This is a genomic window from Pseudomonas sp. B19125 (assembly GCF_044218855.1).
GTDB lineage: Bacteria > Pseudomonadota > Gammaproteobacteria > Pseudomonadales > Pseudomonadaceae > Aquipseudomonas > Aquipseudomonas edaphica.
Window position 1 is genome coordinate 651,311 of record NZ_CP162589.1, and the last position, 25,048, is coordinate 676,358.

Genomic DNA, 25,048 nt, shown 5'->3' on the forward strand with positions numbered 1-25,048 from the left:
AACGCGGGGCAAGCCCGCTCGCCACAAAAGCCCACATGCCACAGAATTTGCGTTCATTAAGCGCTAGCCGACTGCCGCAGGCCGGTACTGCAAGGCCTCCTGCAAATGATGCCGGGCAATGTTTTCAACCCGCTCAAGGTCCGCCAGGGTGCGCGCTACCTTGAGCAGCCGGTGGGCTGCGCGCAGGGACAAGGTCAGTCGCTCGCAGGCGCCTTCCAGCCAGCCTTCATCGGCTTTTGCCAGTGTGCAGTGCTCGCGTAACCCCGGCAGATTCAGAAAGGCATTGGCGCAGCCCTGGCGCTTTTGCTGGCGTTCTCGAGCCTCTGCCACCTGCGCCGAAGCCGTCGCCGTATTATCGCCAGTGTGTTGGGTCGGGTTCAGCGCAGTGGTCTCCCGTGCCACGGTCAGGTGCAAGTCGATCCGGTCCAGCAACGGCCCTGAGAGCTTGTTGCGATAACGCTGAATCTGCTCCGGCGTACACCGACAGCGCCCGCTGGGTTCGCCCAAATAGCCGCAAGGGCAGGGGTTCATGGCGGCCACCAATTGAAAACGTGCCGGAAAACTCACCCGGTCGCGGGCGCGGGAGATCACGATATGCCCGGATTCGAGCGGCTCGCGCAGCACTTCCAGCACCTTGCGATCAAACTCCGGCAGCTCATCCAGAAACAGCACGCCATGATGGGCCAGGGTAATTTCCCCCGGCTGCGGTTTTGACCCGCCGCCCACCAGCGCCGGCCCCGACGCTGAATGGTGCGGTTGACGAAACGGACGGTGCGGCCAATGGCTCAACGGCGCCAGGCTGACCACTGACTGAATGGCCGCCACTTCAAGGGCTTCCTGCTCACTCAAGGGCGGCAGCAAACCAGGCAGGCGGCTGGCGAGCAAGGTCTTGCCGGTGCCGGGTGGTCCGCTGAACAGCAGGTTGTGCGCGCCCGCCGCCGCAATCAGTAGTGCGCGCTTGGCGGCAAGCTGGCCTTGCACCTCACTCAGGTCCGGGTAGGGCTTGTTCAAGTACAGCAAGCCGTCGGATTTATACGGCTCAATCGGCACAACCCCATTCAGGTGCGCCACCACTTGCAGCAGGTGGTCCACTGCAATCACCTTCAACCCCGACGCCAGGCACGCCTCCTCGGCATTTGCCCGCGGCACTATCACGGTGCGCCCGGCCTTGCGTGCGGCCAGCGCGGCCGGCAGCACACCTTTGACCGCCCGCACCTCACCGGACAGGGCCAATTCCCCCAGGCATTCCACGTCATCGAGCATCAATGCCGGCACCTGCACGCTGGCGGCCAGGATGCCCAAGGCAATCGCCAGATCAAAACGCCCGCCATCCTTGGGCAGGTCGGCGGGCGCCAGGTTGAGGGTGATACGGCGGGCCGGGTATTGCAGCGCACAGTTGAGGATGGCGCTGCGCACGCGGTCCTTGCTTTCCTTGACGGCGGTTTCCGGCAGGCCCACCAAGGTAAGCGATGGAAGACCATTGGCCATATGCACTTCGACGGTAACGGCGGGGGCTTCTACGCCAATTTGGGCACGGCTGTGGACGATGGCGAGGGACATGCTCGTTCCTTGAGTGGGAGGCCGCTTCCTGCGGGTTTTTCAAGGGTAGACGAGGTGAGATGCTTTCGAGGGCGGGAGGTTTTACTGAACGTATCCAAAGAGCGACGCAGAACACCGTGGGAGCTGGCTTGCCTGCGATAGCGCCAGTGAATTCAACACCGCTATCGCAGGCAAGCCAGCTCCCACAGGGGCCGGGTTTATTCAGCAGCGGGTGGCGTCAACCGCGCTTCCAGCTCCGCTACCTTCGCTTCCAGACTCTCCAGCCGCGCACGCGTGCGGGCCAGTACGACCATCTGGCTGTCAAATTCTTCCCGGCTCACCAGGTCAAGCTTGCTGAAGCCGCTTTGCAGCAGCGCCTTGAACTGGCTTTCGATTTCGTTGCGGGGCAGCGGGGTTTCGCCGCTGAACAGGCGAGAGGCGTGGCCGCTCAGGGCGTCGAGGAGGTCTTTGGGCGCGAGCATGGGAAATATTCCGGAAAACTGTTGGCCGGCAGTGTATCACGCAGCGTCTATAGTCCTTTCACGGCCGCGAGCGCACGCTTTTCGCGCAGAGGGCTGGGCGGCTACGCACTGTTTTTGTGCGCATTGCAGCCGCCAATACGCCCCGCAGGTGGGCATAAGTGGGCAAAGGACTGATTTCAGTGGTTTTTACGGAGCTGGCAAGGTTTCTGCTTAGACGATCATGACCCATGCACTGATGCAGTCGCTGTGACGAATGCAGTGCGCCGACGGATCAGGGGTACAGGTTTCGTCACCAGTGGTTCGCTGGCGTCGCAACGGCAAATGCCGAGGCGACGACGCGTTACAAAGCCAGGCACTGCGCTTAGACTTGAGACGGGTTTGTTTTCCTGGGGCAAGTCCACCAATTCGGGAGAGAGTTTTCATGAAGCTAGTCACTGCCATCATCAAGCCGTTCAAGTTGGACGATGTACGCGAGTCACTGTCCGAGATCGGCGTGCAGGGCATTACCGTTACTGAGGTCAAAGGCTTCGGTCGGCAGAAGGGTCACACCGAGCTGTATCGCGGCGCGGAATACGTGGTCGATTTCCTGCCAAAGGTGAAGATTGATGTCGCCATTGACGACAAGGATCTTGACCGGGTTATCGAGGCGATAACCAAGGCGGCCAACACCGGCAAGATCGGTGACGGCAAGATCTTCGTGGTCAATCTGGAACAGGCTATTCGCATCCGTACCGGCGAAACCGATACCGACGCAATCTAAGCCGCCAAACCCCCAACGCCCCAGGAGAAAACAATATGACTCTGCGTAAATTCGCAGGGCTAGGAGCCCTGTTGTCCCTCGTAATGCCGGCCCTGGCATTGGCGGCGGACCCAGCCCCTGCTCCAGTCCTCAATTCCGGCGACACGGCGTGGATGCTCACATCCACCGCGCTGGTACTGTTCATGACCATTCCGGGCCTGGCGCTGTTCTACGGCGGCATGGTGCGCTCCAAAAACATTCTTTCCGTGATGATGCAGTGCTTCGCCATCACCGGCCTGATCACCATCCTGTGGTTCGTTTACGGCTACAGCATGGCGTTCGACACCACCGGTATGGAAGCAGGCGTCGTCAACCTCAACTCGTTCGTGGGCGGCCTGTCCAAACTGTTCCTGTCGGGTGTAACCCCGGCGAGCATCACCGGCCCTGCGGCGCTGTTCCCTGAGGCGGTGTTTGTCACCTTCCAGATGACCTTTGCCATCATTACCCCTGCGCTGATCGTCGGTGCATTCGCCGAGCGTATGAAGTTCTCCGCGATGCTGATCTTCATGGGCGTCTGGTTCACCCTGGTCTATGCGCCGATTGCCCACATGGTGTGGGGCGGTCCGGGCTCGTTGCTGGGCGACTGGGGCGTGCTGGACTTCGCCGGCGGCACCGTGGTGCACATCAACGCCGGTGTGGCCGGCCTGGTGGCGTGCCTGGTACTTGGCAAGCGTAAAGGCTTCCCGACCACCCCGATGGCACCGCATAACCTGGGTTACACCCTGGTCGGCGCGGCCATGCTGTGGGTCGGCTGGTTCGGCTTCAACGCAGGCTCTGCTGCGGCGGCCAACGGTACTGCCGGTATGGCGATGCTGGTCACTCAGATCGCTACCGCTGCTGCGGCACTGGGCTGGATGTTCGCCGAGTGGGTCACCCACGGTAAGCCAAGCGCACTGGGCATTGCCTCGGGCGTAGTCGCCGGCCTGGTTGCAATCACTCCGGCTGCCGGCACTGTTGGCCCGATGGGCGCTCTGGTCATCGGCCTGGCAGCGGGCGTGGTGTGCTTCTTCTGCGCCACCACCCTGAAACGCAAACTGGGCTACGACGACTCCCTGGACGCCTTCGGTGTGCACGGTATCGGCGGTATCCTCGGCGCGATCCTCACCGGCGTGTTCGCAGCGCCTTCGCTGGGCGGCTTCAACGCGGCCACTACTGACATCGCGGCGCAAGTCTGGATCCAGTGCAAAGGCGTGGGCTTCACCGTGATCTACACGGCCATCGTGACTTTCATCATCCTCAAGGTGCTGGACATGGTGATGGGCCTGCGGGTGACCGACGAAGAAGAGGCGGTGGGCCTCGATCTGGCGCAACACAACGAACGCGGCTACAACTTGTAAGTACGCGAAAAAAAGATGCCCGGCTTGCCGGGCATTTTTTTGTCTGGTGTTTGTCTGTGGCTAAAGGCGGATGGGTTTTTTGCCGAGTTTGTGATGGGATCCACACGGCACTTTTGAGGATGCGAAAGTCTTACATGCATGTAGGCGTATTCGACACTTTGTTTTTTCCCAGACCGCGCTAGAATGCGCGCCGATGGGCGGAGAACTGTATGTGGCAACAGACCCTGATTACCCTGCGGGCCAAGCCCCGGGGCTTTCACCTGGTAACGGATGAGTTGCTTGCCGGCATGCCTGAGTTAAAGGCTTGCCGAGTAGGCCTGTTGCATTTGTGGCTGCAGCACACCTCGGCCTCGTTGACCATCAACGAGAATGCCGACCCGGCGGTTCGCCGTGACTTCGAGCGTTTTTTCAACTCGCTGGTGCCGCAAGGGCGTGCAGGGTTCGAACACAACGACGAAGGTCCGGATGATCTGCCGGCGCACTTCAAGGCCAGTCTGCTGGGCTGCCAGTTGAGTTTGCCGGTCAAGGCCGGCCGCTTGGCAATAGGGACTTGGCAAGGTGTTTATCTGGGCGAGCACCGTGATCATGGCGGTGCTCGTAAAGTCCTCGCCACCTTGCACGGTGATGGGGCATAAGCCACTGGTTATCCAGTGGATGTGATTTTTTTCCGGCGACCTCGACAGAGGGTGAAGCTGGGCTATAACTAATCTGCTTTTCGCAAGTCATGAGGTAGAACATGAGCGACGATGATCTGGAAAACGACGACCTTGAAGTAGGCGACGACGACGAGGCTGAAGAAGGTCTTGAAGCGGCAGCTGAAGACGTTGCTGACGACGACGGTGGCGATGATGCACCCGCCCCGGCAGCCAAAGGCAAAGCCAAGGCCGCTGTCTCGGTAGACGAACTGCCGAGCGTTGAAGCCAAGAACAAAGAGCGCGATGCGCTGGCCCGTGCGATGGAAGAATTCCTCGCTAAAGGCGGCAAAGTGCAGGAAGTCGAGGCCAACGTGGTGGCAGACCCACCGAAGAAGCCGGATAACAAGTACGGCAGCCGACCTATCTGAGGTCAGCAGACTGCTTGTAAGAAAAAGCCCGCCGTCGCTGCGGGCTTTTTCATGCCTGAAACAAATTCTTAAAATTCATTGCATAGCCCTGTGGGAGCTGGCTTGCCTGCGATAGCGGTGGGTCAGACAGACCGCTATCGCAGGCAAGCCAGCTCCCACTTTGAATCTTCAGCGTGACTGCCAGCTGCGCAGCAGCCCCGGCAACTCTGTCAGGCTACGAATCTCTGCATCCGGCTGCTTATCCGCTTCCCACGCCTTGCCCGTCGGGTTGAACCACACCGCGCGAAGCCCGGCCTGCTGCGCACCGGCGATGTCATCGCCAGGGTGATCGCCAATATGCACGGCCTGATTTGCATCCACGCCACCGCGCTGCAAGGCTTCCTGAAACAGCCGCGCATCCGGCTTGGCGATGCCGATATCCTCGGCGCGCAGGGCAAAGTGGAAGTAATCCGCCAGCCCCACGCGTTGCACATCGGCATTGCCGTTGGTGATCACGCCCAGCAGGAAGTGCTGGCGCAACGCCTTTAGCATGGGCTCCGCTTCCGGGAACGGAGTGAGCTGGTGACGGGCGTGAATAAACGCCTCGTAGCACACATCCGCCATCTGCGTGGCCTCAGGCTGTGGGTAACCCGCCTCTTCAAACGCGTGCATCAGGACCTTATGACGCAGGATGCTGATGCGATATTTAAGCTCTGGATGGCGCTCCAACACCTGCTGGCGAAGGCTGGCGAAATGTTCCAGAGGCAAGTCGCCAACCTTGGAGGCGTTAAGTGCCAGCCATTCGCGCATCGACGCCTCGGCGTTGATGATGACGGGTACGTTGTCCCAGAGCGTGTCGTCCAGGTCGAAGGTGATCAGCTTGATACTCATGAGTCGCCGCCCTTGATGCGTTTGGCCCGTGGATGGGCGCTGTCGTATACCGTTGCCAGGTGCTGGAAGTCGAGGTGGGTATAGATCTGCGTGGTCTTGATATCGGAGTGGCCGAGCAGCTCCTGCACGGCCCGCAGGTCCTGGGACGACTCCAGCATATGGCTGGCAAAAGAATGTCGCAGCATGTGAGGGTGCAGGTTTTGCCCCAGTTCGCGCTCGCCGGCCGCCTTGACCCGCACCTGAATCGCCCGTGGCCCCAGGCGTCGGCCTTGCTGGCTGACAAACACCGCATCGTCGGCCGGGTTGGTCAACAGGCGCAGCGGCAACCACAGCTGCAAGGCTTCGCGGGCCTTCCTGCCCACCGGCAGCACACGGGTCTTGCTGCCCTTGCCGAGCACTTGTACCAGGCCGTCCGCCAGGTCCAACTGATCCAGGTTCAGGCCGGTCAGCTCCGACAGACGCAGGCCCGAGGAATAAAACAGCTCAAGAATCGCCTGGTCACGATGGGCCAGGAAGTCATCCTCAACGGCGCCGTCCAGCAGTTGCAGGGCGCGGTCGGTGTCGAGGGTCTTGGGCAGGCGCCGTTCGCCCTTGGGCGGCGACAGGCCATTGGCCGGGTCGTGGTCGCACAGGCCTTCACGGTTGAGGTAGTGATAGAGGCCGCGTACCGCTGAGAGCAGGCGCGACAGGCTGCGCGAAGACTGGCCCGCCTGGTGCAGGCGCGCGATCAGGCTGCGCAGGCTCTGGATATCCAGCGCCTTCCAGCTGGTGATCTGTTGTTTTTCGCAGTACGCCAGGACCTTGTTCAGGTCCCGTCGATAGGCTTCCAGGGTGTGAGGCGACACCTGGCGCTCGTTGCGCAGGTGAGCGCAATAAGCGTCCAGTTGCCGTTCCATGGCTAGCGCACCGCGCGCAGGGTGGTGGTGTGGCGGGGCAAGACGCGACCCAGCACTTCGGCGATGTAGGTCAAGAACAGCGTGCCCACCGAGCTTTTGTAGTGCGCAGGGTCACGGCTGGCAATCGCCAGCACGCCGTGCAAGCCCTGATGGCTGAGGGCGACCACGGCGGTGGAACCGATCTGCTTGCGCTGTTCGGCGCCAAACAGGAAATCCAGCTCGTGTTCACGCAAGGTGCCGCTGATGGTCTTGCCTTCCGAGAGCAGGCCGCCGATTGCGGTTTGCGCGTCGCTGCCGCTGACCCAGCGGCCCACCGGCATCGGGTTGTCGCTGAACAAAATCAGGCTGACAAACGGCACCTGAAAGTCTTGGCGCAGGCTGTCTTCCACGGCGATGACCGTTTCTTCCAGGCTGTTGGCGTCCATCAGGGTCAGTATCAGGCGGCGGGTCTTGTCGAACAAGCGGTCGTTGTCGCGGGCCACATCCATCAGGTGTGAAAGCCGATGGCGCATTTCGATATTGCGCTCGCGCAGGATCTTCATCTGCCGCTCCACCAGCGACACGGTATCGCCACGCTGGTGGGGGATGCGCAGGGCGGGCAGCAGTTCATCGTGTTCGACGAAGAAGTCCGGATTAGCCTCAAGGTACGCCGCGACAGCAGCGGCCTCCAGACTTTCGCTTGGGGTTGCTTGGGCGGGTACTTGAGGCTTATCGGTCATTAGCTTGGCTCACTCATAGACGGACCTGTCCTTCGTATACACGCGAGGCCGGCCCGGTCATCATCACCGGGTGGCCAGGCCCTGCCCACTCGATGGACAAACGCCCACCCGGCAGGTCGATCAATAGGGGCGAATCCATCCACCCCTGGCTGATCGCGGCGACGGCGGCGGCGCAAGCACCGGTGCCGCACGCCTGGGTTTCGCCGGCGCCGCGTTCCCATACACGCAGTTGCGCACGGGTACGGTCGATCACCTGCAAAAAGCCCACATTGACCCGTGCCGGAAAGCGCGGGTGATGCTCGATCTTCGGCCCCAGCTCATGCACCGGGGCGTTGTTGATGTCGTTGACCCGCAGTACGGCATGGGGGTTGCCCATGGAGACGGCAGCGATGTCGACGATTTTGCCTTCTACATCCAGCGCGTAACTGGCGGCCTGCTCGGTGGCCTGAAACGGAATATCCGCTGGCACCAGGCGTGGCGCGCCCATGTTGACGCTGATCTGGCCGTCGCTGCGAATGTCCAGCTCGATCACGCCGCTTTTGGTCTCGACACGAATCTGGCGCTTGGCAGTCAGGCGTTTGTCCAGCACAAAGCGCGCAAAGCAGCGCGCACCGTTGCCGCACTGTTCCACTTCGGAGCCGTCGGAGTTGAAGATCCGGTAACGGAAATCCACCTCCGGGTTGCTCGGCGCCTCGACGATCAGCAACTGGTCGAAACCGATGCCGGTGTGCCGGTCGCCCCACTGTTTGGCGTGCTTGGGCAGGATGTGCGCGTGCTGGCTGACCAGGTCCAGGACCATGAAATCATTACCCAGCCCGTGCATCTTGGTAAAACGCAGCAGCATGGCTTACTCCGGCAGCAGGCTTTCGCCAGCAAACAACTCGGCTACCGTCTCGCGGCGACGCACTTCAAACGCTTGATCACCGTCCACCAGCACCTCGGCGGCACGGCCGCGGGTGTTGTAGTTGGAACTCATGACAAACCCGTAGGCACCGGCCGAATGCACGGCCAGCAGGTCGCCTTCCTCCAGCGCAAGCTGACGATCCTTGGCCAGGAAGTCGCCGGTTTCGCAGATCGGGCCGACGATATCGTAGGCGCGGCCTTCGCCCTCGCGCGGGGTTACGGCAGTGACGTCCATCCACGCCTGGTACAGCGCCGGGCGAATCAGGTCGTTCATTGCTGCATCGACAATGGCGAAATCCTTGTGCTCGGTGTGCTTGAGGTACTCGACCTGGGTCAGCAGCACGCTGGCGTTGGCAACGATGTAACGGCCCGGCTCGAACATCAGGGTCAGGCCGAGGCCTTCGGTGCGCTCACGCACAGCCTTGATGTAATCGGCGATCAGCGGCGGCTCTTCATCGCGATAACGCACACCCACGCCACCACCGAGGTCGATGTGTTGCAGGTAGATGCCGCACTCGCCAAGGCGATCGGTCAGCGCCAGCAGGCGATCAAGGGCGTCCAGGAACGGCGGCAGGGTGGTCAGTTGCGAGCCGATATGGCAGTCGACACCCAGCACTTCCAGGTTCGGCAGCTGTGCGGCACGGATGTACACGTCCTCGGCGTCGGCAATGGCGATGCCGAACTTGTTCTCTTTGAGACCGGTGGAGATATACGGGTGCGTGCCGGCATCGACGTCCGGGTTGACGCGCAGGGAGATCGGCGCGCGAACGCCCATCTCGGCGGCGACCACTTGCAGGCGCTCCAGCTCGTCGGTGGATTCGACGTTGAAGCAATGCACGCCCACTTCGAGAGCGCGGCGCATGTCTTCGCGGCTTTTGCCGACACCCGAGAAGACGATCTTGTCAGCCTTGCCGCCGGCAGCCAGAACACGTTCCAGCTCGCCACGGGAAACGATGTCAAAACCAGCGCCAAGACGCGCCAGGACATTCAGTACACCCAGGTTGGAGTTGGCCTTGACCGCGTAGCACACCCTGTGTGGAACGCCTTCCAGTGGGTCGGTGAACGAGCGGTATTGGGCTTCGATGTGCGCACGCGAGTACACATAGGTCGGGGTGCCAAACTGCTCGGCAATCGCGGACAGCGCCACGCCTTCCGCGAACAGCTCGCCGTCCCGGTAGTTAAAAGCGTCCATGATGTTCCCTTAGTAAGTGTCGTGCTTATGCGCTTTCGCAGCTTTCTGCGACGACTGTGCCTGGTCGTTCGGGTCTTTGCTGTCATCGGGCAGGTACAGCGGGCCTTTTTGACCACAGGCACTAACGAGGCAAGCGACCGCGACGAGCGCAGCAAGGGAAGAGATCAGGCGCTTCATGGCGAAATCCTTGAATATGCATTAATTGCGCCCGAGTATACCGACCACCCGGCAGCTTGCCTATGCGCCGTAATACCCGTCCGGCGGGGGTTTGCCGAGCATGTCGCGATTCGGCCTACGCTAAATGAGGATATTTCACGCGGCTGCGGGTAATGAAATCGGTATCCTTTGCAATCATCATGGCGCGTCCGTATCGTGCGCCGCTTGAGCGTGACCAGACACTTTTCGAGGTTCCCACAATGAGTTTGACCGAAGCCCGTTTTCACGACCTGGTGGATTCGACCCAGCAGGCGCTGGAAGATATTTTCGACGACAGCGGCCTGGATGTGGACCTGGAGAACTCGGCTGGCGTGCTGACCGTTAAGTTTGAAAACGGCACCCAACTGATCTTCAGCCGTCAGGAGCCGCTGCGTCAGCTATGGCTGGCGGCGCGTTCGGGTGGTTTTCACTTCGACTACAACGAAGAAGACAAAAACTGGCAGTGCGATACCAGCGATGAGCTGTTAAGCGAAATGCTCGCACGCCTGGTCCAGGAACAAGCCGGCGCTGAGCTGGACTTCGACGAGATCTGATCGTGACCCAGCCTGCACCTGTACGCCCACCCAAGCCGCTGTTCAGCAATGTCAGCCCGGCAGTGCCGTCACCTTGTATCAGTTTGTGTCGCCTGGACGAGCAAAAAGTCTGCCTCGGCTGCCACCGGCACGTGGAAGACATCCGTGAATGGCGCTCCGCCGACGATGCCCGGCGCCGGGTGATCTGCGCCGAGGCCGAACAGCGCAGGGCGCGCGCCTGAGGCCGTCTTGTTTATTTGTGACGCTGTGGTAGTGTCCGGGTACGCCTCAACTCATCGAGGCCCGTGAGAACCCCGCCTTTTCCTGGCGGGGTTTTGCTTTTTTGTGCAGAAAAAAGGAGTCTGCCTGAATCATGACCGCACCTTCCATCATTCTTACCCGTCTTGACGTGCAGCGTCTGGAGCAATTGATCGACCGCTTGGGCGACGACTCTCCCGGCGCCGAAGCGTTGCAAGCCGAACTCGACCGCGCCGAAGACGTGGTTGGCCACGATGAAGTGCCTGCGGGTGTCGTGACCATGAACTCCAGCGTGCATTGCCGTGAGCAAGGCAGCGGCAAGGACTACCACCTGACCCTGGTGTACCCGAAGCACGCGAACGCCGATGAAGGCAAAATTTCGATCATGGCTCCGGTAGGCAGCGCCTTGCTTGGCCTGCAAGTGGGCCAGCACATCGACTGGCCGGCGCCGGGCGGCAAAACCCTCAAGCTTGAATTGCTCAGCGTCGAAGGCCAGCCCAAAGATGGCGGCGCCTTCCCTCTCTAAATCTGGCTCAGCGCCGCATTCAGCGACAACTCCAGCTCGGCCTTGTAACGCAGATACAAGTTGCTCGGGCTTTGCACATCACCGAGCAGGCCGGACAGGTCCAGGTCGGTGATGTAGCAGCGGTAAAGCTCGGTCTCCCGGCGTTGCCCGACGATTTCCTGGGCGACCACGGCAAACAGTTGGTCGCCGAACTCCAACTCCGAAAACTCCCGTTGATTGCAATACAGCGTGATGCCGACCTGGCCGGGTGCGGCCTTGCCGATAATCGCCTGCACGTCATAAAACGGCTTGTTGGCCGGGTTTTGCGGCACCGGCCGAGGCTCGATGCCGCGGGCGCGGTGGCTGCCTGACGGCAACAGTTGGTAATACAAAATCTGCACTTCACCCAGCGGCTGTTGCGTGTCCAGCGGTGCCAGCGCTTCGCGGCGATAGATGATCGATTGCAGGAAGCGCTGCAGCGGCGCCAGCAGGCTTTGCTCATCATGAAACGGCAAGCGTTGCTGCCACAGCGCATTGAACTCATCCAGCACATACAGCTCGGCGAAGCCTTCATTGGCCCGGTAGAACACCTGCACACAATCAGCCACGCCCATGGGCAGCAGCAGGGCCAGGTCGTGGTCTTCCAGCGCCATGGCATCCAGGTGCAGCGGGCTGTAGCTGGCCAGTTCTTCGCTGAGGTAGGCGATCAGCGCATCCTGGGTCAGCAGTGGCACGTGAGTGGCCTGGCCCGGCGTCAGTTCCATCACGTGATAGTGCTGCTGCACCTGCAGGAGGTAGCGGTGATTGGACTGGCTCAGCAGCAGGTTCTGTACGGTATCGAAGATTTCTTCTACTCGCTGGGCAATGAATTGCGCACGGTTGTGGCAGAAGCAGCGCACCCGCAGGCGTGGCAGGTGGTTCGGCGGCAGTTGGTTGAGGTAGTCGCGCAGGCAGTCGAGCAGTGCATGGGGGCCGTCGTAGCGGCTGACCAATACCTCGTTCCAACTGTTGAGCGTGACCTGATCCAGGGTCAGCACCAGGTTGTCGCGCACACCGGCGTAACTCAGGGAGTCAGTGCGCTCGGTGGTCATCAGGATATTCAAGTCGCGGTGATGCTTGAGCGGGTCGACGCCGACGTTGATCAGCAACAGCACCTCTTCCGGCACCGCCGAGCGCAACAGGCGGTCTTCATCAACGCTGGCCAGGGGCAGGGCGATGGTCTGTTGCAGGCAGCCCAGCAGGTTGAACAGCTCGAATTCCGTCATGTCGCTGACGCCTGGGTGCAAGGCCAGGCGCGTGCTGCTGTCGATCACGCCGTTGCGATGGCACCAGGTGAGCATTTCCAACAGGTCGCGGCTGCGCTTGATCGGCGCGAAGTGCTCCCATTCCAGCGCCGTGAGGTTGCCGTTGTACAAGCCCCAGTGGTGCTGGCCGGGCTCTTTGCGGTTGGGCGATTGCACCAGGGTCAGGGTGTCTTCGGCCAGGTCCGGGGCGATGCCGGGGTTGATGAACTCGACCTTGCCGGCTTTACGCTCAAACGCGGCATACAGGCGCCGACCCAGCACATTGAGGTCGCGCTTGTTGATCAGGCTGACGGTCTGCTCGGTGCGGGCGAATTGGGTGAGAAAGCGGTAGCTGTAATTGAGTTCGCTGACCAATGCGCGGCGCTCGGAAGCCACCTGGCGCACTTTCCACTGGCTGCGGCTGTCCAGCAAGGCCAGTTGGCGCTGGTCCCAACCCCATTCATGGGCCAGGCGTTCCAGCAACAGCCGCTGCCAGCTGGTGCTGCGTTGGCCGGCGCTGAGCTTGCGATTGACCTTCAGGTACAGCGCGCGGCGTACCAGCTCCAGGCGATCGGGTTCATTGCGCGCCCTGAGGTATTCCTCGATGCGGCGGTAGACCACGATGTACGGGTCCAGCTCATCCAGGTCCATCTGGTTGGCAAACACCGCACGTTTGAAGCGCAGGCTCAGGCAGTGCACGTTCGGGTGTTCGCTGGCGTACACCTCGGTCAGCAGCAGCTTGAGCACCGATTTGTAAGGCGACTCGATGCCCTTGAACAGTTGCCACAACCCCGCGCCGATGAATTCGCCCGGCGGGATGTGCGCCAGGTGGCCGAGGTCGAGGGTTTCATCGGCGCGGATAAAACGTTTGGAGATCAGCGCGTGGGTGAACTCGGCGTAGCGGGTTTCTTCATAGACCGGCACCAGCCACCAGATGGGCGTGCGCCCGGCGAGCCAGATGGCGGTGCGGTAGAACTCATCCAGCAACAGGTAATGCTGGGTGGTGCCGCAATCGTCAGAGCTCAGTTGCGTATCGCGCTCGCCTGAAACAAAGCGCGTCGGCTCGATCAGAAAGAAATGCGCCTCGGCGCCCATGGTCAGTGCCCAGGCTTCCAGCAACTGGCACTTTTTGCGCAGCTCGGCCAGTTCGTTCTCGCCAAGGTCCGCAGCGTGGCAGACCCACACGTCCATGTCGCTCTGGTCCGCCTGGGCCAGGGTGCCGAGGCTGCCCATCAGGAACAGGCCATGGATCGGCCGCGGCGGGTTGCCATGGCGCGGCTTATAGGAGAACGAGCGGGTCAGGCGCTGGGCTTCGGTGAGGGCCTGGGCGTCGGGTTCGAAATTCGACAAGCCTGCCGGCGTGCTGCTCGAGACGTAGCCGGGCAACAGCGGGTGGTTGACGTGGAAAAACAACGGCAGCAGGGTCAGCACGCTTTGTTGGCGCGGCGTCAGCCCTTCGACGGCGCGCGCCATGCGGCCTGCATTGAGGGCCATGAAGCGCGCACGCAACTGGGCCAGCACCTTGCGGTCGATGCCTTCGTCCAGGTCGGGGCGGATTTCATGGGTGCGGGTCATTTCTGGGTCGTTGGCTCGCAGAGCCCGACGTGGGCGGCCGTGTAGGAGTTTACAGCCAGAAGCGTAGGAGGTTTAGATGATATGTGGCTTTTTGGCGTCAGAATTTTGTGCGGTCCACAGCAACGCCCTCGGAATCCGCCGCAGGCGGACCCCATGGGCGACAGTAAGGTGTCAGGCAGCTTCTTTGGTAGTGGCGGTAGTCAGGATAGTCAGCAGGGTTTGCGCTTGCTCGGCAGCGTCGCGGCCGAGGCTGGTCAGGTAGCCCCCATCCGGCTGGTCGATCAGGCCTTTGGCATGAAGGCGTTTGGCAGCGGCGATGGCAGTAGGCGCGGCGGTCTGGTGGACTTTCAGACCTTCCTTGGTGCTGTCCAAGGGGAAGAGTACAAGGATTTCCAGTTCGGCAACCAACTCAGGGGTATACGACATAAGGACTCCAGACTTTCTAAAATTTATTAGAGGCTAGCAGGCCATAAGGTGAACGCACTTTGCCGAACTGTCCAGCGTGTTGCTGCGTGCCCGGATTATTCCTTTTCCGGCGGCAACTCAGGCAGCGCCCGCAGGGCTGTTTCGTACCATTCGGTATTGAATGCGCGATCCTCGTCCAGCATCGCGTCGATCTCGAAAGCCAGCACGTGAGCCATGAGATTCAGGATCTCTTCACGCTCATAACCCACCAGGGTCAGTTTGTTGAACGTAGCCTTGGCGGCAGGCGGGTTGTCGCTTTCGATTTGATTTTCGATCGCTTCGATCAGTGTATTTTCGGTGAACTCTTCTTCGTCGCTGTCGATATCGGTCGGCTCGCTCATGGCAGGCTCCTCAAGGAAAGGGCGCCAGTCTACCGCCATTCAGGCAACTGATGCTGCTGGTCAGGCGGCCTGCATGGATCTATAACTCCTGCAGCCAACCCCACACCCGGCCTGGAGGCATTCGCAATGCTCAAGCTTTACGGATTTTCGGTCAGCAACTACTACAACATGGTCAAACTGGCGCTGCTGGAGAAAGGCCTGCCGTTCGAAGAAGTGCCGTTTTACGCAGGCCAAACCCCTGAAGCCCTGGCCGTCAGCCCGCGTGGCAAGGTGCCGGTGCTGGGCGTCAAGCAAGGCTTTATCAACGAAACCAGCGTGATCCTCGAGTACATCGAGCAAACCCAGGAAGGCCCGTCATTGCTACCCGCCGACCCGTATCAGCGCGCCCAGGTGCTGGCGTTGTGCCGGGAGATCGAGCTGTATATCGAGTTGCCCGCCCGCGCGTGTTTTGCCGAGGCGTTCTTTGGTATGCCGGTGCCGGATGCGATCAAGGACAAAACCAAGGCTGAGTTGTTGCTGGGGGTTGGTTCTTTGGGCCGGCACGGCAAGTTCGCGCCGTATGTGGCGGGTGAGAGCTTCACGATTGCCGATCTGTATTTCATGTACAGCGTGAACCTCGCCTGCGCGGTGGGCGAGAAGCTGTTTGGCCTGGATTTGCTGGCGCAGTTGCCGAAGGCCAAGGCCTTGCTGGAGCGCTTGCATGAGATGCCCAACGCCAAGAGGGTGGCGGCGGACAGGGAGGCAGCGATGCCGGCGTTTATGGCGATGATTGCGGCCAAGAAGTAGATATTTGGCGGCAGGGATGACGCTATCGCAGGCAAGCCAGCTCCCACATTTTGAATTGTGAACCCATTCAAGTGTGGGAGCTGGCTTGCCTGCGATGCTTTTAGCGGCTGGCGAGCAGTGCCTGGCCGCGCACAACGGCTGCCTTGACCTGCGCCGGCGCAGTGCCGCCCACGTGGTTACGGGCATTCACCGAGCCTTCAAGGGTCAGCACGGCGAACACGTCCTGCTCGATCTGGTCGCTGAACTGGCGCAGTTCTTCCAGGCTCATTTCCGCCAGGTCCTTGCCGGTGTCCACGCCGTACTTCACAGCATGACCGACGATTTCGTGGCAGTCACGAAATGGCAGGCCACGGCGCACCAGGTAGTCCGCCAGGTCGGTGGCAGTGGAGAAACCGCGCAATGCCGCTTCACGCATGATCGCGTGCTTGGGCTTGATCGCCGGGATCATGTCTGCAAACGCACGCAACGAATCGCGCAGGGTGTCGGCAGCGTCGAACAGCGGCTCTTTGTCTTCCTGATTGTCCTTGTTGTAGGCCAGAGGTTGGCCTTTCATCAAGGTCAGCAGGCCCATCAGCGCGCCGAACACACGGCCGCTCTTGCCGCGCACCAACTCCGGTACATCGGGGTTTTTCTTTTGCGGCATGATCGAGCTGCCGGTGCAAAAGCGGTCCGGCAGGTCGATGAACTGGAATTGCGCACTGGTCCACAGCACCAGCTCTTCGGAGAAGCGCGACAGGTGCATCATCGCAATGCTGGCGGCGGCGCAGAATTCGATGGCGAAGTCGCGGTCCGACACGCCGTCCAGGGAGTTGCCGCCCACGGCGTCGAAACCCAACAGCTGCGCGGTGTATTCGCGGTCGATCGGGTAAGTGGTGCCGGCCAATGCCGCGCTGCCCAACGGCATGCGGTTGGCGCGCTTGCGGCAGTCCACCAGGCGCTCGTAGTCGCGGCTGAGCATTTCGAACCAGGCCAGCAAGTGGTGGCCGAAGGTCACAGGCTGCGCGGTTTGCAAGTGGGTGAAACCGGGCATGATGGTGCCGGACTCACGCTCGGCCTGCTCCAGCAGACCTTTTTGCAGGCGGGTGATTTCGGCCAGGATCAGGTCGATCTCGTCACGCAACCACAGGCGGATATCGGTGGCCACCTGGTCGTTACGGCTGCGACCGGTGTGCAGTTTCTTGCCGGTCACACCGATGCGGTCGGTGAGGCGCGCCTCGATATTCATGTGCACGTCTTCCAGGTCGACGCGCCAGTCGAACGTGCCGGCTTCGATCTCACCGCGGATGGTGGTCAGGCCGTCGATGATGCTGTCGCGCTCGGCGTCGGTCAGCACGCCGACCTTGGCCAGCATCGTGGCGTGGGCGATCGAGCCCATGATGTCGTGGCGGTACAGGCGCTGGTCGAAGGTGACGGAGGCGGTGAAGCGCGCGACGAAGGCGTCGACGGGTTCACTGAAGCGGCCGCCCCAGGACTGGTTGGTCTTGTCGGTGCTCATGGATTCGCTCGTGATCTGCTTAAAAAGAGGCGTGGAGGTGTGCCGCCGATAATAACAGGGTTGCCCGTTGAGGCGATGCTACGGGTGATCGGCATTTTTATTTGCGCCAAGGATGGCTAAGTGCCTTGCCGCCGAACGCATCCGGGACGAGACTGGGGGCAGGCGTTAATTGAAACGATATTTGACGATTGAGCAATATCGTCTCAGCGAGCGTCTACAGTTGCACTGATAGAGCGTGAATGCACCAAAGTCGGGTGATGCGGTCATAGCCCAGACTATCCATTAAAAAAGGGGGGTATTCGGATTGTGTATCAGCAAACCCTACGACGATGCCCAAAGGCAGCAGGTCTTGGGCGCAATTGAACAGGTCCGGGTAAATTTGGGTGCCGCTGCCGGGGCACTTTTTGCCGCTCGCGCTAGTCTTAGCGTGGATCGCTGTGACGCAAGTCACCGCACCTGTCTACGCTATCCTTGTGCGAGACTCACGCAGGAATCCAGCGCAATATGAATGTCCTGATCGTTGATGACGAACCCCAAGCCCGCGAGCGACTGAGCCGTTTGGTCAGTGAACTCGAGGGTTATACAGTCCTTGAACCGAGCGCCACCAACGGCGAAGAGGCGTTGACGCTGATCGACAGCCTCAAGCCGGACGTGGTGTTGCTCGCTATCCGCTTGCCGGGCCTTGATGGCCTGCAAGTCGCCGCCCGTTTGAGTGAGCGAGAATCGCCACCTGCCGTGGTGCTGTGTGCCGCTCAAGAAGAGTTTTCCACCGAGACCCTGGAAGCCAGCGGTGTCAGCTTCATCGTCAAGCCGGTGGCGAGTGAAGCATTGCTCAAGGCCCTTAAGAAGGCCGAGCGACCAAACCGCGTGCAACTCGCTGCGCTGACCCAGCCGGCCGCCCAAAGTGGCAATGGGCCGCGCAGCCATATCAGCGCGCGGACCCGCAAGGGCATCGAGCTGATCCCGTTGGACCAGGTGGTCTACTTTATTGCCGATCACAAGTACGTGACCCTGCGTCACGAGACCGGCGAAGTGTTGCTCGACGAGCCGCTCAAGGCCCTTGAAGATGAGTTTGGCGACCGCTTCGTGCGCATCCACCGCAACGCACTGGTGGCGCGCGAGCGAATAGAACGCTTGCAGCGCACGCCTTTGGGGCACTTTCAGTTGTTCCTTAAAGGGCTTAACGGTGATGCCTTGATCGTCAGCCGACGTCATGTCGCCGGCGTGCGCAAGATGATGCAGCAGCTTTAGCCCAAGGGCTGTAGCGAGGCCTGCATTCCGATATCCCGGTGCGACGTGGCCAGGGAGGCCCCGCACTTGCTGATTCAAATCAAAGCGTGTTTGCCTGAGCTGTTATTATCTGCCGTATCTATTCAGTACGGATTGATCCATGTCCTCTCGCGAAATCCGCATCGCCACTCGTAAAAGCGCCCTGGCCTTGTGGCAGGCCGAATACGTCAAAGCACGCCTTGAACAGGCTCATCCCGGCCTCAAAGTATCCCTGGTGCCCATGGTGAGTCGCGGCGACAAGCTGCTTGACTCACCCCTGTCGAAGATCGGCGGCAAGGGCTTGTTCGTCAAGGAACTGGAAACCGCGCTGCTCGAAAACCAAGCCGACATCGCCGTGCATTCGATGAAAGACGTGCCCATGGACTTCCCCGAAGGCTTGGGCCTTTTTTGCATCTGCGAGCGTGAAGACCCGCGTGATGCCTTCGTCTCCAATACCTACGTGTCCCTGGATGACCTGCCGTTGGGCAGCGTCGTCGGCACCTCCAGCCTGCGTCGTCAGGCGCAATTGCTGACCCGTCGCCCGGACCTGCAGATTCGTTTTTTGCGCGGCAACGTCAACACCCGATTGGCCAAGTTGGACGCCGGCGAATATGACGCGATCATCCTTGCGGCTGCCGGCTTGATCCGCCTGGGCTTCGAAGACCGCATCACCTCAGCCATCAGCGTCGAAGACAGCTTGCCAGCCGGCGGGCAGGGCGCAGTCGGCATTGAATGCCGCACCGCCGACAGCGAAATCCATGCCTTGCTCAAACCCCTCGACCACCACGACACCGAAGTGCGTGTCACTGCTGAACGTGCCCTCAACAAGCACCTCAACGGTGGCTGCCAAGTGCCGATTGCCTGCTACGCGGTGCTTGAAGGTGAAAACCTCTGGCTGCGTGGCTTGGTCGGTGATCCGGACGGCGGCACGTTGCTCACCGCCCAGGTGCGTGGGCCACAACGTGACGCGACCGCCTTGGGTATCCAGGTCGCAGAAGAGTTGCTGGGCAAGGGCGCCGGCGCCATTCTGCAAAAAGTCTACGGCGAGGCCGGCCCGCAGTGACCGATTGGCGCGTGCTGCTGACGCGGCCCGCTGAAGAGTCGGCGGCCGTGGCTGCGTTGTTGGCCCAAGCTGGTATTTTCAGCAGCAGCCTGCCGTTGCTGGATACCGAAGCTTTGCCCGCCACGCCCGAGCAACGGGCTGTTTTTGCTGACCTGGGCCGCTATAGCGCGGTGATTGTGGTGAGCAAACCGGCTGCACGCCTGGCTGTGCAGCAATTGCAGCAGCCCTGGCCATCGTTGCCGTGGTTCAGTGTGGGCGCTGCCACTGCGCAGGTACTGGCCGATCACGGTCTCAACGTTCACTATCCGCAAACCGGCGACGACAGCGAGGCCTTGCTTCAATTGCCGGCCTTGCGCGAAGCTGCCGCGCAGCCCGGTGCCCGGGTGTTGATCCTGCGTGGCGAGGGCGGCCGGGAGTTGCTGGCTGAGCGTTTGCGTGAGCAAGGTGCTAGTGTCGATTATCTGGAGTTGTATCGTCGTTTCCTCCCGGCTTACCCCGCCGGGGCGCTGATGCAACGCATCCAGTTGGAACGCTTGAACGGCCTGGTGGTCAGCAGTGGGCAGGGTTTTTTACACCTGCAAGCCCTGGCCGGCCCCGATTGGCCGAAGGTGGCTCAGCTACCGTTGTTCGTGCCCAGCCCTCGCGTGTCTGAAATGGCGCGGGCCGCTGGTGCAGAAAAAGTTGTGGATTGTCGCGGCGCGAGTGCCGCGGCTTTGTTAGTGGCGTTGCGCAGCGCTGCCTCATAAGGCATGCGGCGCCCACTCTCTGATACGCAAAGGACGGATACGTGAGCGAAACAACCTTGCCTAAAGATGACACCCAACCCGCACTTGATGCGCCGGTTGAGTCGCAGGTCGCCGCGCCACGCCGTGGCAATGGCCTGGCGGTTGTGGCCCTGTTGCTCGGTGCCGCAGGCGTCGCCGCCGGTGGCTGGGGGATCTGGCAGGTCCGTGCCCTGCAAGCCAGCAGCCAGCAGCAGCTGGGCCAGGTACAGACCCTTGATGATCAATCCCAATCCCTCAAGCAAAGCCAGCAACAGCTGGCGGCGCGCCTGGCACAGTTGCCTGGGGCGGACGAGCTTGAGGAGCGCCGCCGCCTGGTCGCCCAATTGCAGGGTGACCAGCAGCGTCTGAGCCAACGCCTTGAAACCGTGCTGGGCGCCAGTCGCCAGGACTGGCGCCTGGCTGAAGCCGAACACCTGATCCGCCTGGCCAGCTTGCGCCTCTCTGCCTTGCAGGACATCAACAGCGCCCAGTCACTGGTCCAGGGTGCTGACGAAATTCTGCGCGAACAGAGTGACCCAGGCGCCTACGCCGCCCGCGAGCAGTTGGCCAAGAGCCTTGCCGCGCTACGCAGTACCGAGCAACCCGACCGTACCGGTTTGTACCTGCAACTGGCGGCACTGCGCGATCAGGTCGTAGCGCTTGCGGCTATCGCACCGGAGTATCAGCTCACTGAACCTGCATCCGAAGGGCGCTCGACCACCGATACGGAAAATCGCCTGAGCCAGTGGTGGGAGCAGATCTCTCGTTACTTCCGAATCGACTTCAACCCCGATGACAACATTCGCCCGTTGCTCGCCGGCCAAGGCCTGAATCAGGTGCGCCTGGCGCTGAGCCTGGCGCTGGAGCAAGCCCAGTGGGCCGCACTTAACGGCGAAACGGCGGTGTACAGCCGCTCGCTGGGTGAAGCGCGCAGCGTGCTGCAGGACAACTTCAATCAGGACAACCCGCAGAGCAAGGCGATGCTGGCGCGCATTGCCGAGCTCGAGCCCAAGGCGGTTTCGGTGGTGACGCCGGACCTGGCCAGCAGCCTGGCCGCAGTGCAGGCCTATCTTGAGCGCCGTCATCTGTCTGCCGATGAAGCCAAGGCGTCGGCGGGCACGCCGGCGACCCAGGAGTAGAGCCGATGAAGCGTTTTTATGTGATCCTGGTGTTGGCGGTTGCGATCGCTCTGGCACTGGGCGTGGGTATTTCGAAACACACCGGCTACGTGCTGATTACCTATCCCCATCTGCTGCATTACGAATCGAGCCTGTGGGCCACGCTGGTGGCGGTGTTTGCCGTCTTTCTGGTGATCTACCTGCTGCGTGTGCTGCTCAGCTTGTTCACCACCTCCGGTGGCGTAGTCAACCCATGGTCGCGGCGTAACCGCAGCCGTCGTGTGCAGATAGCCATCGAGCAAGGCCAGATGGACCTCGCCGAGGGCCGCTGGGCCAGCGCCGAACGTCACCTGCATCGCGCTGCTGAAGCCGAGCGTCAGCCGTTGTTGTACTACCTCGGCGCCGCACGTGCTGCCAACGAACTGGGCCGGTATGCGGAGTCCGACGGTTTGCTGGAGCGTGCCTTGGAACGCCAGCCACAGGCGGAACTGGCTGTGGCCCTGAGCCATGCGCAACTGCAGATGGACCGTGGCGACACTGAAGGTGCGCTGGTGACGTTGCAAGCGATGTACGAGCGTCACCCACATAACGCGCAGGTCTTGCGCCAATTGCAGCGTCTGCATCAGCAGCGGGGCGATTGGCCGTCGGTGATTCGCTTGTTACCCGAACTGCGAAAGGACAAGGTACTTCCCGCTCCCGAGCTGGCTGAGCTTGAGCGCCGTGCCTGGGGTGAAAACCTTGGGCTGGCGGTCGAGCGTGAACAGCAGGGCGAAGCCGGGTTGCAGTCTTTGGAGAGAGCGTGGGAGCAACTGACCTCCGCCCAGCGCCAGGAACCGCAACTGGTGTTGGCTTACGCTGAGCAACTGCGTCGGCTGGGTGCTGACACCAAGGCCGAAGAAGTGCTGCGTGGCGCAATCAAGCGCGGCTATGACAGCCATCTGATCCGGCTTTACGGTTTGTTGCGTGGCAGTGACCCGGGCCGTCAGCTGAAATTTGCCGAAGGCTGGCTCAAAGACCATCCGGGGGATGCCAGCCTGTTGTTGACACTGGGTCGCCTGTGTCTGCAAAACAGTCTGTGGGGCAAAGCACGCGACTATCTGGAAAGCAGCCTGCAAGTGCAGCGTAATCCCGAAGCCTGTGCTGAGCTGGCGCGCTTGCTGGCCCAACTGGGCGACACCGAGCGCAGCAACCAGTTGTTCCAGGAAGGTCTGGGGCTTCTGGACAGCCGCTTGCTGGCATCACCGCTGCCGGTGCCTGCGCGAGTGTAGGAATGAAGGTCAAGGTTGGCCGGACCTTTCTGAGGGCCAACCTTTCTTTATCGCGTAAAACCCGGGCGCTAAAGCTCTACGTAGCAAATTCCTACCGCCAACTGCTTGAAGTCATCCAGGTTCTGACGGCATATCCCCAGGCTGTTGCGGAATTGTCTGCTCTGGCGCGTATTGAAAGGAGTCAGGCCTTTACTCTACCGTAAGGGTCTATCTCCTGCGGTACGGATGACAATGTCTTTGGCCCCTTCACGCTCTCTGTTTCTCCTGGCGTTCTTGGCTGGTGCGCTGACGTTGGGTGCGTCTTTTTATCTTGAGTTCGGCGCGCTCTTGCGTCCTTGCTTCCTGTGTCAGGTGCAGCGCATCTTTTTGGCCGCATTCACTCTGATTAACCTGGCTGCGGCGATTCATAACCCAAAACGTTCAGGGGTCTACCTATACGGGTTGGCCAGCATGGGCTGCGCAATGCTCGGGGCCATCACTGCGGTACGCCAGGTGCTGCTACAAAATGCCGCGCCGGAGCAGGCCAATGATTGCTGGCCCAGCCTTCACTACATGATTGAAAACCTGTCGTTATGGCAAGCACTGCAACTGACTGTAAAAGGCACCGTGGACTGCGTAGAGCTCAACTGGACACTGTTTGACCTGAGCCTGCCCGAATGGAGCCTGTTGTTCTTTTTGGCGATGCTGGTGCTCGGCATCATGCAGTTTTCACGATTGTTGCCGGGCCGTCGCTTGCACCCTGCGAGGTATTGAAAATTCGCCGTAATGTGTAGGACGGGATTAAACACTTGTATGAACTTTCTCTCCTGCGTACCTTGAAGCCATAGTCATGCGGGCATAATCTGGCCCGCACGCGTTATAGAAACCGTTTGTGACATGCGGCCTTGTCCGGCTCCCGCCTCAATGTTTGAGGTGTTGCGCGGGCACAGGCGGCAGCGCCCCTATAGGGAAGAGAGATCACCATGCTGGAAAGTTGTCAGAATGCTCAGGAACGCTGGGGTGGAGTGCACAAGCTGATCGACAGCTGGTTGAAGGCACGTCACGAACTGGTTCGAGCCTTTGATGCTCTTGGCGCCAAGCCCGAGGCACTGGCTGAGAATCGCAAACCGTTGCAAGAGTTCTGCGGCGTGCTGATGGATTACGTATCTACGGGCCACTTTGGTGTCTACGATCAACTGACCAAGGAGGCTAAAGCCTTTGGCGATGATCGAGGGTTGGAGCTGGCTGATACTATCTATCCGCGCTTGGAGGCTATCACTGAGAAGCTCGTTGCCTTTAACGACCTGTGTGATGCGGGCAAGTGTGTCATTGAGAAATTCAAAGAGCTGGGTGGGTTGCTGCATGAGCGCTTCGAGTTGGAAGACTGCCTGATCGAAGTGCTGCACAACGCTCACAAAGAAGAGTCGGCCGCCCAGGCTTGACCCTCAGAGTGAGATAAAAAAACGGTGCGCATGGCGCACCGTTTTTTATTGGGTCAGTGGCGAGTGCCGAGCAATTCGATCTCGAACACCAGTGGCGTATACGGCGGGATCAACTCACCCGCACCGTCGGCGCCATAGGCCTGGGCGGAGGGAATTACCAAGCGCCATTTCGCGCCTACCGGCATCTGCTGCAGCGCGCTGCTCCAACCACTGATCACACTGTCCAGGCGAAACCATTGGGGCTGAGTGCTCTTGTCGAAGACTGTCCCATCGGGCAGCCGTCCTACGTAATTTACGTGCACCTCATCACTGGCCAGCGGTTTGCTGCCGTTGCCGGGTGCCAGCTCGGTTAGCAGGATGCCATCTGCCAGTTCACGCACGCCGCTGACGGATTTTTCCTTGGCTAAAAACTGCTGTTCGGCAGCGAGGGCTTTTTCGCTTTGTGGAACCTCGGCGTCGGCAGCGTTTTGTGCTTCGTGTTGCGCAAGGATCTGTTCGATGCGTGCATCGTCCAGCGCCAATGGCTTGCCCTGATAGGCTTGCTTGAGGCCATCGAGCAGGGCTTGGATCTGCAGGTCGGGAACCTGCTGGCGCAAGCGCTCGCCGAGGCTTGCGCCCAAACTGTAGGCAAGGTCGTGTGGGTCTGGGGCGGTGGTTTTGGACGGCGATTGCTCGCCTGCATTGGCCACGCCAATCGCCAAGCCAAGCACTAAAAAAAGATAACGCGACATGCTGTTTCTCCCGCCGAAAGTGCGACGGATTATGCCAGTGTGAGTGGGCAAAAAGTGCCGCAGTTTTTTGTTATATCGATAAGAATTTACTCACGGTGCAACGCAAGGCAAACGATACTGTCAACATGCCCTAGCGGCGGTAAGAGCAGAGGGCTAGTATGAGCCGCACCCACGTCAG

Annotated in this window: 28 protein-coding genes; 15 read left to right on the forward strand and 13 right to left on the reverse strand. The window is 60.8% G+C overall.

What is annotated here, in order from left to right:
• Positions 1–63: 63 nt before the first annotated feature.
• Positions 64–1,560: a YifB family Mg chelatase-like AAA ATPase gene (locus AB4P96_RS02810; protein WP_099550272.1), complete on the reverse strand. Its 1,497-nt coding sequence runs from the start codon at positions 1,558–1,560 to the stop codon at positions 64–66.
• 197 nt (positions 1,561–1,757) lie between these two features.
• Positions 1,758–2,021 (reverse strand): accessory factor UbiK family protein, encoded by a 264-nt coding sequence (locus tag AB4P96_RS02815; RefSeq protein WP_058421153.1) that lies wholly within the window; start codon positions 2,019–2,021, stop codon positions 1,758–1,760.
• A gap of 421 nt (positions 2,022–2,442) precedes the next feature.
• On the opposite strand from AB4P96_RS02815, the gene glnK reads away from it, so the two are divergent.
• The 4 genes from glnK (at position 2,443) to sutA (ending at position 5,220) form a co-directional block, all read left to right on the forward strand.
• Positions 2,443–2,781 (forward strand): P-II family nitrogen regulator, encoded by a 339-nt coding sequence (glnK, locus tag AB4P96_RS02820; RefSeq protein WP_002555808.1) that lies wholly within the window; start codon positions 2,443–2,445, stop codon positions 2,779–2,781.
• Positions 2,782–2,816: 35 nt separating this feature from the next.
• On the forward strand, positions 2,817–4,157 hold the full coding sequence (locus AB4P96_RS02825) for an ammonium transporter (protein WP_017135897.1): 1,341 nt from the start codon (positions 2,817–2,819) through the stop codon (positions 4,155–4,157).
• A 209-nt stretch (positions 4,158–4,366) separates the two neighbouring features.
• Positions 4,367–4,792 (forward strand): secondary thiamine-phosphate synthase enzyme YjbQ, encoded by a 426-nt coding sequence (locus AB4P96_RS02830; RefSeq protein WP_099550273.1) that lies wholly within the window; start codon positions 4,367–4,369, stop codon positions 4,790–4,792.
• Positions 4,793–4,893: 101 nt separating this feature from the next.
• Positions 4,894–5,220: a transcriptional regulator SutA gene (gene sutA, locus AB4P96_RS02835; RefSeq protein ID WP_017135899.1), complete on the forward strand. Its 327-nt coding sequence runs from the start codon at positions 4,894–4,896 to the stop codon at positions 5,218–5,220.
• 168 nt (positions 5,221–5,388) lie between these two features.
• Here the strand turns inward: sutA and AB4P96_RS02840 are convergent, their stop codons facing one another.
• Genes AB4P96_RS02840 through AB4P96_RS02865 form a run of 6 tightly spaced genes read right to left on the reverse strand, consistent with a single transcriptional unit; the run spans position 5,389 to position 9,977 of the window.
• Complete coding sequence (locus tag AB4P96_RS02840; RefSeq protein WP_017134990.1) at positions 5,389–6,090, reverse strand: HAD family hydrolase; 702 nt, start codon at positions 6,088–6,090, stop codon at positions 5,389–5,391.
• The gene (gene xerC / locus AB4P96_RS02845) at positions 6,087–6,986 is read right to left on the reverse strand and encodes a tyrosine recombinase XerC (protein ID WP_017134991.1); all 900 of its coding nucleotides are present in this window, start codon (positions 6,984–6,986) and stop codon (positions 6,087–6,089) included. The genes AB4P96_RS02840 and xerC overlap by 4 nt, the downstream gene beginning before the upstream one ends.
• A gap of 2 nt (positions 6,987–6,988) precedes the next feature.
• Complete coding sequence (locus AB4P96_RS02850) at positions 6,989–7,705, reverse strand: DUF484 family protein (protein ID WP_017134992.1); 717 nt, start codon at positions 7,703–7,705, stop codon at positions 6,989–6,991.
• A 13-nt stretch (positions 7,706–7,718) separates the two neighbouring features.
• A complete protein-coding gene (gene dapF / locus AB4P96_RS02855; RefSeq protein ID WP_017134993.1) occupies positions 7,719–8,549 on the reverse strand; it encodes a diaminopimelate epimerase in 831 nt (276 codons plus the stop codon).
• A 3-nt stretch (positions 8,550–8,552) separates the two neighbouring features.
• Positions 8,553–9,800 carry a diaminopimelate decarboxylase gene (lysA, locus tag AB4P96_RS02860; protein WP_017134994.1) on the reverse strand — a complete coding sequence of 416 codons (1,248 nt, stop codon included), beginning with the start codon at positions 9,798–9,800 and terminating at the stop codon, positions 8,553–8,555.
• Between the two features lie 9 nt (positions 9,801–9,809).
• Positions 9,810–9,977, reverse strand: coding sequence for a lipoprotein (locus AB4P96_RS02865; protein WP_017134995.1), 168 nt, complete (start codon positions 9,975–9,977; stop codon positions 9,810–9,812).
• Positions 9,978–10,216: 239 nt separating this feature from the next.
• Between AB4P96_RS02865 and cyaY the strand changes: the two genes are divergently transcribed.
• The 3 genes from cyaY to rnk all read left to right on the forward strand — a co-directional run bounded on the left by cyaY (position 10,217) and on the right by rnk (position 11,312).
• The gene (gene cyaY, locus AB4P96_RS02870) at positions 10,217–10,549 is read left to right on the forward strand and encodes an iron donor protein CyaY (RefSeq protein WP_099550435.1); all 333 of its coding nucleotides are present in this window, start codon (positions 10,217–10,219) and stop codon (positions 10,547–10,549) included.
• Between the two features lie 2 nt (positions 10,550–10,551).
• Positions 10,552–10,770, forward strand: coding sequence for a DUF1289 domain-containing protein (locus tag AB4P96_RS02875; protein WP_017134997.1), 219 nt, complete (start codon positions 10,552–10,554; stop codon positions 10,768–10,770).
• 131 nt (positions 10,771–10,901) lie between these two features.
• Complete coding sequence (gene rnk / locus AB4P96_RS02880) at positions 10,902–11,312, forward strand: nucleoside diphosphate kinase regulator (protein ID WP_017134998.1); 411 nt, start codon at positions 10,902–10,904, stop codon at positions 11,310–11,312.
• On the opposite strand, the gene AB4P96_RS02885 is transcribed toward rnk, so the two are convergent.
• The 3 genes from AB4P96_RS02885 to AB4P96_RS02895 form a co-directional block, all read right to left on the reverse strand.
• Entirely contained in the window at positions 11,309–14,149 is a 2,841-nt protein-coding gene (locus AB4P96_RS02885) for a class I adenylate cyclase (RefSeq protein ID WP_395600489.1), read from the reverse strand. The two genes, rnk and AB4P96_RS02885, sit on opposite strands and share 4 nt — an antisense overlap.
• A gap of 171 nt (positions 14,150–14,320) precedes the next feature.
• Positions 14,321–14,575, reverse strand: coding sequence for a TIGR02647 family protein (locus AB4P96_RS02890; protein WP_010207442.1), 255 nt, complete (start codon positions 14,573–14,575; stop codon positions 14,321–14,323).
• Between the two features lie 95 nt (positions 14,576–14,670).
• Positions 14,671–14,955, reverse strand: a complete 285-nt coding sequence (locus AB4P96_RS02895) for a hypothetical protein (RefSeq protein ID WP_017135000.1) — start codon at positions 14,953–14,955, stop codon at positions 14,671–14,673.
• 126 nt (positions 14,956–15,081) lie between these two features.
• On the opposite strand from AB4P96_RS02895, the gene AB4P96_RS02900 reads away from it, so the two are divergent.
• A complete protein-coding gene (locus tag AB4P96_RS02900) occupies positions 15,082–15,741 on the forward strand; it encodes a glutathione S-transferase family protein (protein WP_099550276.1) in 660 nt (219 codons plus the stop codon).
• A 100-nt stretch (positions 15,742–15,841) separates the two neighbouring features.
• Here AB4P96_RS02900 and argH read toward each other — a convergent pair whose 3' ends face one another.
• Positions 15,842–17,236, reverse strand: a complete 1,395-nt coding sequence (gene argH, locus AB4P96_RS02905) for an argininosuccinate lyase (RefSeq protein WP_008439335.1) — start codon at positions 17,234–17,236, stop codon at positions 15,842–15,844.
• A gap of 504 nt (positions 17,237–17,740) precedes the next feature.
• Between argH and AB4P96_RS02910 the strand changes: the two genes are divergently transcribed.
• From AB4P96_RS02910 to AB4P96_RS02940, 7 genes are all read left to right on the forward strand, one after another.
• A complete protein-coding gene (locus AB4P96_RS02910) occupies positions 17,741–18,487 on the forward strand; it encodes a LytR/AlgR family response regulator transcription factor (protein ID WP_395600490.1) in 747 nt (248 codons plus the stop codon).
• Between the two features lie 139 nt (positions 18,488–18,626).
• Positions 18,627–19,568, forward strand: a complete 942-nt coding sequence (gene hemC, locus AB4P96_RS02915; RefSeq protein ID WP_017135003.1) for a hydroxymethylbilane synthase — start codon at positions 18,627–18,629, stop codon at positions 19,566–19,568.
• Positions 19,565–20,314, forward strand: a complete 750-nt coding sequence (locus AB4P96_RS02920) for a uroporphyrinogen-III synthase (RefSeq protein WP_138451795.1) — start codon at positions 19,565–19,567, stop codon at positions 20,312–20,314. Before hemC ends, AB4P96_RS02920 begins: the two co-directional genes overlap by 4 nt.
• A 41-nt stretch (positions 20,315–20,355) precedes the next feature.
• Positions 20,356–21,471, forward strand: a complete 1,116-nt coding sequence (locus AB4P96_RS02925) for a uroporphyrinogen-III C-methyltransferase (RefSeq protein WP_138451793.1) — start codon at positions 20,356–20,358, stop codon at positions 21,469–21,471.
• 5 nt (positions 21,472–21,476) lie between these two features.
• Positions 21,477–22,718 (forward strand): heme biosynthesis protein HemY, encoded by a 1,242-nt coding sequence (locus AB4P96_RS02930; RefSeq protein ID WP_395600491.1) that lies wholly within the window; start codon positions 21,477–21,479, stop codon positions 22,716–22,718.
• Between the two features lie 231 nt (positions 22,719–22,949).
• Positions 22,950–23,471 carry a disulfide bond formation protein B gene (locus AB4P96_RS02935; protein ID WP_138451789.1) on the forward strand — a complete coding sequence of 174 codons (522 nt, stop codon included), beginning with the start codon at positions 22,950–22,952 and terminating at the stop codon, positions 23,469–23,471.
• A gap of 209 nt (positions 23,472–23,680) precedes the next feature.
• Positions 23,681–24,139, forward strand: coding sequence for an Rsd/AlgQ family anti-sigma factor (locus tag AB4P96_RS02940; protein ID WP_017135007.1), 459 nt, complete (start codon positions 23,681–23,683; stop codon positions 24,137–24,139).
• A 53-nt stretch (positions 24,140–24,192) separates the two neighbouring features.
• Here the strand turns inward: AB4P96_RS02940 and AB4P96_RS02945 are convergent, their stop codons facing one another.
• The gene (locus tag AB4P96_RS02945; protein ID WP_017135008.1) at positions 24,193–24,870 is read right to left on the reverse strand and encodes an FKBP-type peptidyl-prolyl cis-trans isomerase; all 678 of its coding nucleotides are present in this window, start codon (positions 24,868–24,870) and stop codon (positions 24,193–24,195) included.
• Positions 24,871–25,048: the final 178 nt, after the last annotated feature.